This is a genomic window from uncultured Salegentibacter sp. (assembly GCF_963972535.1).
Classification (GTDB): Bacteria; Bacteroidota; Bacteroidia; order Flavobacteriales; family Flavobacteriaceae; genus Salegentibacter.
Window position 1 is genome coordinate 1 of the sequence record NZ_CAXAVR010000161.1, and the last position, 4,331, is coordinate 4,331.

At 37.5% G+C, this 4,331-nt stretch carries 5 protein-coding genes; all 5 read right to left on the bottom strand.

Features of this window, described 5'->3' with window-relative positions; translation table 11 throughout:
* Positions 1 to 87: 87 nt before the first annotated feature.
* Positions 88 to 690 (bottom strand): NAD(P)H:quinone oxidoreductase, encoded by a 603-nt coding sequence (gene wrbA / locus AACZ30_RS13095; RefSeq protein WP_339649896.1) that lies wholly within the window; start codon positions 688 to 690, stop codon positions 88 to 90.
* A gap of 86 nt (positions 691 to 776) precedes the next feature.
* Positions 777 to 2,495 (bottom strand): gamma-glutamyltransferase, encoded by a 1,719-nt coding sequence (gene ggt / locus AACZ30_RS13100; RefSeq protein WP_339649897.1) that lies wholly within the window; start codon positions 2,493 to 2,495, stop codon positions 777 to 779.
* 151 nt (positions 2,496 to 2,646) lie between these two features.
* Entirely contained in the window at positions 2,647 to 3,213 is a 567-nt protein-coding gene (locus AACZ30_RS13105) for a biliverdin-producing heme oxygenase (RefSeq protein ID WP_093302486.1), read from the bottom strand.
* The gene (locus tag AACZ30_RS13110) at positions 3,203 to 3,757 is read right to left on the bottom strand and encodes a response regulator (protein WP_339649899.1); all 555 of its coding nucleotides are present in this window, start codon (positions 3,755 to 3,757) and stop codon (positions 3,203 to 3,205) included. Before AACZ30_RS13110 ends, AACZ30_RS13105 begins: the two co-directional genes overlap by 11 nt.
* A gap of 49 nt (positions 3,758 to 3,806) precedes the next feature.
* Positions 3,807 to 4,331 (bottom strand): HAMP domain-containing sensor histidine kinase (locus tag AACZ30_RS13115; protein WP_339649901.1); only part of this gene is annotated, 525 nt, incomplete at its 5' end.

The following is a 4,331-nucleotide window of genomic DNA, read 5'->3' on the forward strand; positions in this document are numbered from 1 at the left end:
ATCAAAGCAGTTATCAAACTAGAGGCTGAAACAAGTTCAACTTGACGATTCAACATTTTCAAATAATCCCACTTTAAGATTTAATTTCTAGCTTTTAAACTTCCCAGCCATTTCTACCGTTCTTTTTACCTGGTGATTTACTGCTTTTTTAATATTATCGCCGGGAGCATTCCCATCTGCAGTTACACTAATTCCATAAGGGTTTCCTCCGGCTTCGAATAAGCAAGGATCTGTATAACCCGGAGCTACAATTATAGAACCCCAGTGCATCACAGTTTTATAAAGGGACAGTAAAGTGGCTTCCTGACCACCGTGTGGGTTTGCAGCACTTGTCATTCCGCTTACAATTTTATTGGCTAATTTTCCGCTAGACCAAAGCCCGCCGGTAGTATCAAAAAATGCCTGTAATTGTGAAGGTAAGTTTCCATAACGCGTTGGGGTGCTAAAAATAATAGCATCTGCCCATTCAAGATCGTCTAATTCTGCGGTTGGGAAATCTTTATTTTCTTCGGCATATTTCTTCCAGGATTCATTTTGATTTATCGCTTCCTGTGGCGCCGTTTCCTGAATTTTTTTTACCCTTACTTCTGCTGCTCCTGCTTGTTTTGCCGCTTCCCCGGCCCATTGTGCTAATTGGTGATTTGTGCCAGTGGCACTATAAAATATCACTGCTACTTTTGGTTGACTCATAATTTATCTTTTAAAATTGATTAATCTTTTCAGATAAATATAAAACAAAATAAAGCGAATAGTTCTAAGGTTATTATAAAATTGAATTAAAATCCGGAGGCTTTCCCATCATAGCTACGGGAATCTGCAGCGCCATAGATTAAGTTAGTTTCCCAATCTATATAAATGCCCATTGCCTGTCCCTGGTTTCCTGCTTCATAAACTTCGTGTCCCATTTCTTCATAAATACGTTTTGTATCGGGAGAAATTCCCCAATCTTCAAACCGCGTACGGTTGGGGAGCCATTGGTGATGAATTCTAGGAGATTCAATAGCTTCAGCTACATTCATTTTATGATCTATGGTATTTACAATTACCTGTAGCACAGTATTAATAATAGTTCTTCCGCCGGGACTACCTATTACCAAAAGTGGTTTACCGTCTTTTGCTACAATGGTAGGCGTCATACTGGAAAGCATACGTTTTTCGGGAGCAACTAAATTAGGTTTTGTTCCAATTAGTCCACGAGTATCTGTGTGACCGGGAATTGGATTAAAATCGCCCATTTCGTTATTCAGAAGAAAACCTGCGCCCTCTACCACGATTTTAGAGCCGTAACTGCGTTCTAGGGTATAGGTTAACGACACCGCATTTCCCTCTTTATCTACTACTGAAATATGGGTAGTTTGCGGACTTTCATATTGTAAATGTGCATTATTAAAATTGGCAGAATCACTTATAGAAGCTTTTTTAATCTCAATACCTTCCCGCAGCTCCGCAGCATATTTCTTAGAGATTATTTTTTCTATTGGCATTTCTGGATTAAAATTAGGATCTCCTAAATAGAGAGCCCTGTCGGCATATGCTCTGCGCATTGCTTCGGTAAGTAAATGCAGCGAAGCTGCAGAATTATGTCCCGTTTCTTCTAAATTGAAACCTTCCAGAATATTCAGCATTTCTATAAGCGCTACTCCCCCTGAACTTGGCGGAGGCATAGCAACTATTTCGTGACCACGGTAAGTACCGGTAACAGGTTCCAGCTCTTCAGCTTTATATTTTGCAAGATCCTCTTCAGTGATAAGTCCGCCGTGTTTTTTCATAAAATCAGCGATCAATTTTGCTGTTTTTCCCTTATAAAAACCATCGGCTCCATTTTTCTGAATTCGCTTTAAAGTTTTAGCAAGGTCAGGTTGTTTCCAGGTTTCTCCAGGCTTATAAACTTCTTCCCCATTTTTAAGAAAAGTTTTAGCGGTGGCGGCATATAAAGCATCATCTTTTTTATCCTTTACCCAATTTAGAAACCAGTTCATATTATAGGTAGATTCAAATCCGTTTTCAGCAAGTTCTATGGCAGGCTGTAAAAGTTCTTGCCAGGGCAAACTTCCCATTTTTTGATGCGCATCATAAAGCCCCGCCACTGTGCCTGGCACCCCAACTGAAAGCAAACCTTCGTGATTAGAATTGTCCTTAATCTTTCCATCTTTTCCTAAAAACATATTGGGAGTAGACGCTAAAGGTGCTTTTTCACGAAAATTAAAAGAAGTTTTATCACCGTTACTCCCGTGATAAACCAAAAACCCACCTCCACCAAGATTTCCTGCAGAAGGCAAAGTAACAGCGAGTGCAAAAGCCGTTGCTACACTGGCATCTATGGCATTACCTCCTTTGGCCAGAATATCACGCCCTACTTCTGAAGCAAGATAATGACTGGTAACAACCATTCCATTCTCGGCTCTAACAGGGGTACGACCGGTTTGTGCGTAGATTGGAAAATATAAACTGAAGGCCAAAAAAAGGCAGAGCAAAGATTTAAATTTTTGTTTCATATTCTATTGGAGCTTGAATTATAAACTTGTATAATTTGAGGTATGGTTTTCTTTAAATTTCATTGAAAAAAGGGAAATTTAAATCCAATTATCGAGTAAACCTAAAGAAAAAGGTGGCAGGAAACAAGAGCGTAAAATAAAAGATAAAAAATTAACTATTCTGAGGAATCACCGAAGTTTCCCTGAAAACAAGTCCGAAAAATTCAAAAGTTTCCTGAGCTTTTTTAGACGCTATCGCTATTTGATTTTCAGTAAAATCTTCAGCTTTAAGTTCTTTTACAAATTTGTTCCAGGATTTCACTCCATCACGATCGCCATTAAAAAAATATGGCTTAGATATCTGAGCTAAATTAGGGCAATTAGGAATTTCTTTAGAAATATAAATTCCGCCTAAAGCAGAACCTAAAACTACGTAAGCCGCGCCCAGGGCTTCTTCACGCGATGTGATGCTGAATTTACCCTGAAATTCTTCAGAAATAGAAGTATCTACATTCAAATTCTCAAGGTCTTTTGCCAGCTGATCGCTTTTATCTAATTTGCAGGCTGGAATAAATTTAGAAATTTCAGCTTCGGTAATTTTATAAGCAATATAATTCTGAAGTAATAAAAGCTTATAATCTTCCAGGCTTATTTCGTGTGAAATAATCTTTCCGGCAAGATTCTCTTTTTCCAGTTCTTCGTGTAATTTCTGGGTAGCATTTCTAAGGTTATTCAGCATCGTCTACATTAAATTTATCAAGGTTCTTCCTTATTTTTGCGATATTTTCCCGCTGCTCTTTATCATCGGCTTTCATACTGTCCAAATAACTGTAAATTTGGTGAACGGCTATTTTATTTTTTCTAATTCTTTCCCTTAATTCTTCGTGTTGCACCATATTATACACCGCCTGTTTTAATAGAGGTTCTAATTTTTCGTGCAGCTTATTCATATGCTTTTTTAGAATAAAACCTGAAGCGCCGGATAAAATAGTATCGGCCGCCAATTCATCATCGTCTAGTGCGCCGGTGACGAAAATTAATGGAATGGTCTCGTCTATAGATTTTGCCAACTGCATAATATCAAGTCCTGTGCTGGTAGGAAGGTTATAGTCTGAAATTATTACATCGGGTAGAAAACTGGTAAAAATTCCTTCAAAACCTGGTAAATCTTTAACCACTTTTATCTGGGGCTTCTCTACAATTTTAGCAATTTGTCTTTTTATTAAAACTGCATCAGTTTCCTCATCTTCCACCAGAATTATGCGCAACGGGGTTTTGATCATTACTTCTAAATTTTTACAAAAATACTAAACTTGTTATTGTAAGTTCTAATTAAAGGTGGAAGAAAAACGTACTGCCCTTTTCTGGTTCACTTTCTACCCAAATTTTTCCGTTATGCTTTTCTAAAATCCGCGCTACAATGGCCAGACCAATACCAGTGCCCTTAAAATCTTTTTTTGCAAACCTGGAAAACATTTTAAAGATTTGATCCTTTTGGTGTTCAGCAATTCCAATCCCGTTATCTTTTATATAGAAAACATCTTTATTGTCCTGTGAAAAACTTCCAATTTCAATCTGCGGATAAGGCGCTTGTTGGGTATATTTTAAAGCATTTCCTAATAGGTTACTCCAAAGTTGCGATATCATTGCGCGGTCTCCATAGGTATCGGGAAGATTTTCAGCAATTTCAATATTAAAATTCGGGTAATTTGTTTTAATGTTGAAACTTACTAAAAGCTCTTGCAGTAATTTTTTAGTACTAAAATTTTTATTCTGAAGTTCGCCACCGGTAATCTTTGAAAAGGAAAGAATATCGTCTATAATTCCTTCCATACGGTTAGAAGACTTTAAAATTGT

Excerpts from the sequence above, each read along its gene's own strand:
- wrbA (WP_339649896.1), bottom strand. The coding sequence starts at position 690 with ATGAGTCAACCAAAAGTAGCAGTGATATTTTATAGTGCCACTGGCACA.
- ggt (WP_339649897.1), bottom strand. The coding sequence starts at position 2,495 with ATGAAACAAAAATTTAAATCTTTGCTCTGCCTTTTTTTGGCCTTCAGT.
- AACZ30_RS13105 (WP_093302486.1), bottom strand. The coding sequence starts at position 3,213 with ATGCTGAATAACCTTAGAAATGCTACCCAGAAATTACACGAAGAACTG.
- AACZ30_RS13110 (WP_339649899.1), bottom strand. The coding sequence starts at position 3,757 with ATGATCAAAACCCCGTTGCGCATAATTCTGGTGGAAGATGAGGAAACT.